The organism is Terasakiella sediminum, assembly GCF_033100395.1.
Lineage (GTDB): Bacteria > Pseudomonadota > Alphaproteobacteria > Rhodospirillales > Terasakiellaceae > Terasakiella.
The window spans coordinates 1-4,493 of sequence record NZ_JAWLVJ010000055.1 but is presented as its reverse complement, the minus strand read 5'-3'; the positions used below and the strand labels follow the sequence as shown (position 1 = coordinate 4,493).

At 46.7% G+C, this 4,493-nt stretch carries 5 protein-coding genes; 2 read left to right on the top strand and 3 right to left on the bottom strand.

Features of this window, described 5'->3' with window-relative positions:
• The first annotated feature begins 482 nt into the window (after positions 1-482).
• Positions 483-1,841 (top strand): M23 family metallopeptidase, encoded by a 1,359-nt coding sequence (locus RYZ26_RS19745; protein WP_317684978.1) that lies wholly within the window; start codon positions 483-485, stop codon positions 1,839-1,841.
• Between the two features lie 3 nt (positions 1,842-1,844).
• Here RYZ26_RS19745 and RYZ26_RS19740 read toward each other — a convergent pair whose 3' ends face one another.
• Positions 1,845-2,204 carry a flagellar biosynthesis regulator FlaF gene (locus RYZ26_RS19740; RefSeq protein WP_317684977.1) on the bottom strand — a complete coding sequence of 120 codons (360 nt, stop codon included), beginning with the start codon at positions 2,202-2,204 and terminating at the stop codon, positions 1,845-1,847.
• Entirely contained in the window at positions 2,204-3,037 is an 834-nt protein-coding gene (locus RYZ26_RS19735) for a flagellin (RefSeq protein WP_317684976.1), read from the bottom strand. Before RYZ26_RS19735 ends, RYZ26_RS19740 begins: the two co-directional genes overlap by 1 nt.
• A gap of 140 nt (positions 3,038-3,177) precedes the next feature.
• On the opposite strand from RYZ26_RS19735, the gene RYZ26_RS19730 reads away from it, so the two are divergent.
• Complete coding sequence (locus RYZ26_RS19730) at positions 3,178-4,059, top strand: TIGR02285 family protein (protein ID WP_317684975.1); 882 nt, start codon at positions 3,178-3,180, stop codon at positions 4,057-4,059.
• Here the strand turns inward: RYZ26_RS19730 and RYZ26_RS19725 are convergent.
• On the bottom strand, positions 4,060-4,493 hold a 434-nt coding region (locus RYZ26_RS19725; RefSeq protein ID WP_317684974.1), incomplete at its 5' end, for an RNA ligase family protein.

Genomic DNA, 4,493 nt, shown 5'->3' with positions numbered 1-4,493 from the left:
TCCCTCAGTCTTTCGAGAGCGCCAACCCGGCAGCGCCGCGTCGGTGAACGGGGTTATAGAGACCTCGCCAACACCTGTAAACACCTTTTTTGAAGAAAAATGACATTTTCGTCATTTTTTCAATTAAGCAATTGTTTTTAAAACAAAATTTTATTCATTTCGGATGCGCAAGACTATCCTTGATCCTTAACAAAGGATTAAGATCGCCCCAAAACCATAGATATAGAAAACAAAACGATTGGAATCATTACCAACAGACCAAAAAAGAGTTCACATATATGTGCTTTTGGAAACGGTTCATTAATAAAGGGTGATCTATACTGTAACCCTAGGGATTCAAAGGGTCGAATCCCCTTGACAGAAACGGGTTCAGCCATCATTGTCCTTTTTTCTTTATGTATATAGAGAGAGCGGATAACGGCAGAGCTAAAATATACTGCCGGATAAAAATGACTAAACGACCACACAAGGGATATATATACATGATACGCCGCCGCCTACCTTTGACGGCCATCATCTCTTCTACACTCATTGCCGGCGGGCTCTTTATGTTAGACCTGCCCAATACAGAAGAGACTGGGAAACACGCAACTGCGCCTTTGGGCCTGACAGCAGCCGTTGAACAAACGACTGTCAGTGTTGGCTCCACTGCACAAGCTGCCATCCAGGCCATTCCAACTGCCAAGCCGCTGGAAGAAATGCCCGCCCCTTATGTTGAGACCTTGAAGGTTGGTCGCGGCGACACCCTGATGAAAATGCTTTTGAATGCTGGTATTAACCGGGGCGATGCCTATACCGCCATCGAAGCCATGCGTTCTGCCTATGACCCTCGCCGTTTGCGCGTGGGTCAGGAACTTCACGTGACGTTCCAGCCAGGCCGCCATAAAGATATGCCCCATCTGTTTCAGTCTTTGCGCTTGAAGACTGGGTTTAACAAAGACCTTTATGTCTCGCGCAGCACGGATGGTGATTATGCTGTCCATGAAGAAGAACAGGAACTGATCACCACTTTGCACCGTGCAGAAGGCAAGATCGATTCAAGTCTTTATGTGGCGGCCTCCAAATCCGGCATTCCGGCCTCCCTGCTGATGGAATTTATCTTTGCCTATTCCTTCGATGTGGATTTCCAGCGTGACATTCAAAAGAACGATGCTTTTGAAGTTATGTATGAGAAAATCTCCACAGCGGATGGCAAGAATACCAAAGTTGGCAATATCCAATATGCCAGTCTGACGTTAAGCGGGATCAATATTCCGATCTATCGTTTCAAGCAGAAGAACGGCCGGGTGGCCTATTTTAACGACAAAGGTCAAAGTGCACAGAAGGCATTAATGCGGACACCTATCAATGGTGCGCGTCTTTCATCGGGCTTTGGCAAGCGTCGCCATCCGATCCTTGGTTATTCCAAAATGCACACCGGTGTCGATTTTGCGGCCCCTCCTGGCACACCGATCTATGCAGCTGGCGATGGCGTGCTGGATTATGTTGGTCGCAAAGGGGGATACGGGAAATATATCCGCATCCGTCACAATTCTGAATATCAGACAGCTTACGCCCACATGCGCGGCTACAAAAAGGGCGTGCATAAAGGCAAACGTGTGAAACAGGGCGATGTCATTGGCTATGTTGGTTCAACTGGTCGATCCACCGGTCCGCACCTGCATTATGAAATCATCCGCAAAGGGCGCAAGACCAACCCGATGAAGGTGCGCATGCCATCGGGCAAAAAGCTGAAAGGTCAGGAGCTAGCCCGCTTTATGGAAGTTAAAAACGCCCATGATGCACAATATGCATCGCTTGAGCCTGTCATTTCCATTGCCCGTCTGGCACAATCAGAATAGCGGCTATTCAAGTAAGCCTTTTGCAATATTGCGATTTACATCAATCAACCCCTGAAGCATTCGCTGATGGGGTTTTTTGATGATTTCTGAACATGTTCTATCCACAAAAAGACTTAAGGAGAGCAGGTTCGCTTTAAGATCATCATTCATTTTTGTTTGAGGGGAATTCAAGTCCGCTTGTACAATCGTCCAGAGCTTTGAGGTATATTGCAACGCTTCCCATAAAAGTTTTTTGTTTTGCGGTGCATCTTTCGCCTGGTTCAAAAGGTTCGCTGCCCTCATAAACGCTTCACCTTCAAGTTCCCGTCCCATCAAAGATTGGCGGTGAGCATGAAGGTAAGTATCATATTCAGTGCAAGACATTACTTGAACAGTCCCAACAATAGACTATCTCCTTGCGCGAGAATTTTCTCGCCCTGAAACGACAAATCACTTCGAACTTGCGCAGATAGCTGAACGGCAGCTTCTTGATTCAAATCCGCATTTACGAGTTTTCCGACACCACTTTGCAACGTTGCACGCAGATCGTCTGTAAAGTTTTCGCGTACATTTAACAACGAGATATCCGATGCAAAATCCGCCTGGCTCTGTCTTACGATTGAAATTGCGCCTCTAACATCAGCAATGGCATTTGAGATGTCCGTCAGTGTGGCAAAATCGTTATAGGTTGTAGCTGCCTCACCAATACCAAGCGTTGAAACAGACGTGTCCCTTGAAGAGAGATCAAGTGCGGCTTGTGATACGTCGCCAACAGATATTGAAAATGATGCAAGTGAGCCTTCCAAGAGATTACTTCCAAGGAACGTTGTATCAGAAACGAGATTATCAATCTGATTACGAATCTCGTTAAACTGTTGCGACAGAGCCAAACGTTCTACCTGCGTTTCCGCCGTCTTTGCAGCATTTGCAATACCGATCAATTGTCGGCCAAATTGCTCTACGGCATCCAAGCCAGCCGTCGTTGCCTCCAACTGAGATTGACCTAATTCGATTGATCCTTTGACACTGCCAAGATCTGCGACACGATCACTCAAGGCTTTTGCGCGAAAGAAATCGACGGGGTCATCGTTGACCTGATTGACCCGCCTTCCGGTTGCGAGATTGTTGGCGCTATCGTTCCTCGTCTCATTCAGGCGTTGCGTTGTCTGAAGAAGAGATGTCTGCGCAAAATCCAATATGGAAACCCGATCAACCATTCTCAAACTATATCAGAAAAAACGACCGCCATTAAGTGACAACCATCACACCAGTTTTCAAAGAAAAGAACATCCAATCGTCAAGCTTGTACACTCAACGCAGTTGTTTTATGTTGCCCCCATAATTTACAGGGAATTCCATGTCTACCAGAAGCTTTTTGACCTACGCCCTCTTGATAACGGGTTTTCTTTTTCCACTCCCCCTCAAAGCATACGATATCTCGACGGATCCTGATGACACGACCCTGACATGGCATAAATTCCAGGCCCCTCCGTTTATGATCCTGTCCGGCCCGGATCAAAACAGTGGCATTATTGACGGCCTGCGGCAATTGCTCAAAGGCGGAATCTCGGGTTACACCCATACCGAAACCAGTCTGCCTTACAAACGCTTTCTTCTTTATGCAGCAGAAGGCATGAATATCTGCACCCCCTATCTTTTTAAAACAGCAGAACGTGAGAAGTTTCTGTATTTTTCAAAACCAGCCGTTATTTTCCCGGGCTTGGAACTCATTATGCATAAAGACACCTATGAGCGGTTTGAGTACGAAAACCCTCTGTCTCTAAAAGACATGTTTGAAAAACATGCCATGCGTCTGGCAACCAACAATGTACGCGCTTACAGCAAAGTTATTGACCCGATTGTGGAGAAATATGAAGAACATCATCTGGTGGGGCGCCACACCGGATCAACAACCCTGATCTTTCGTCTTCTGACCAAGGGCCGTGCTGATTTTATGGTCGATTTTCCCAACCGAATTCTTTATTGGTCAAAAGAACTGAATGTCGATCCGTATGATTATCTGAGCATTCCCATCAAGGAAGACTATACAAACGCCATCAGCTATGTGGCCTGCCCAAAAACACCCTGGGGCAAAAAGGTGATCGACAAGGTCAATGCGGCACTCGCTGAAAATGTGCCAACACAGACCTATCTGGACATTATGAAACGCTGGTCCCCGGAATATCACTTTGAAGAAGTCGAAGAGCTTTATGAAAAGCTAAAGGCGATTCATGAATAATCAGGGCTTTTTCATCTCCGCCCACCGCCAGTTCCGTGTCCAATGTTCATCCGATTGCACATGATCGGCGCGCACCCACTTCGCCGTCATCTCCTGGAATCTTCCGATCGGGATCGCTTCGGCCACACGAATGACAAAGCCCTCTCTGTCTGCGCCACCCAACTTGGATGAATTCGGCGCTTCCTGCGTCATCCATTCTTCTATCGCTGATATACTCTGAAACACGCCGTCAAATAGAACCGGCACCGGATCAAAGCCAACCTCCTGACAGAGCGTCATCACCCGATCCCAACCGAAAAACGTCTCTTCCTTAACGTTGCGGATATGGAAGACTTTAAAGAAATGGTAATACCCCCGATTTTTAGTGGTCCTTAGAAGTAGAATTTTCTCGTATATTAAGTGCAGGAGATTCGAAATGAAAAAACCAAGATATA